This window comes from Pseudomonas sp. DE0010, assembly GCF_007680745.1.
In the GTDB taxonomy this organism is placed as follows: domain Bacteria; phylum Pseudomonadota; class Gammaproteobacteria; order Pseudomonadales; family Pseudomonadaceae; genus Aquipseudomonas; species Aquipseudomonas parafulva_B.
The window spans coordinates 1-247 of sequence record NZ_VEJQ01000259.1 but is presented as its reverse complement, the minus strand read 5'-3'; the positions used below and the strand labels follow the sequence as shown (position 1 = coordinate 247).

Genomic DNA, 247 nt, shown 5'->3' with positions numbered 1-247 from the left:
CCGCGCTGACCAGGGCGTCGAAACGACCCACCTGGGCGAAGAGGGCACGGATGGACTCGGGTTGGGTGATGTCGACCTGCAGGTCGCCGGATCGGCGGCCGACGCGGATCAGGTCATGGCGGCTGCCCAGGCGTTCGGCGATGGCGCTGCCCAGGGTGCCGCTGGCGCCGACGAGGATGATTTTCATGGGGTGGCTCCGTGAAGGGAAAGGAGTCCTCAGCCTAGAATGGCCCATTGCCCGGATAAA

General features: G+C 66.4%; 1 protein-coding gene. It reads right to left on the bottom strand.

Annotated features, from left to right (window positions below; genetic code table 11):
* The coding region (locus tag FS767_RS22460; RefSeq protein WP_144968281.1) for an NAD-dependent epimerase/dehydratase family protein at positions 1-187 on the bottom strand (187 nt) is incomplete at its 3' end.
* Positions 188-247 lie beyond the last annotated feature (60 nt).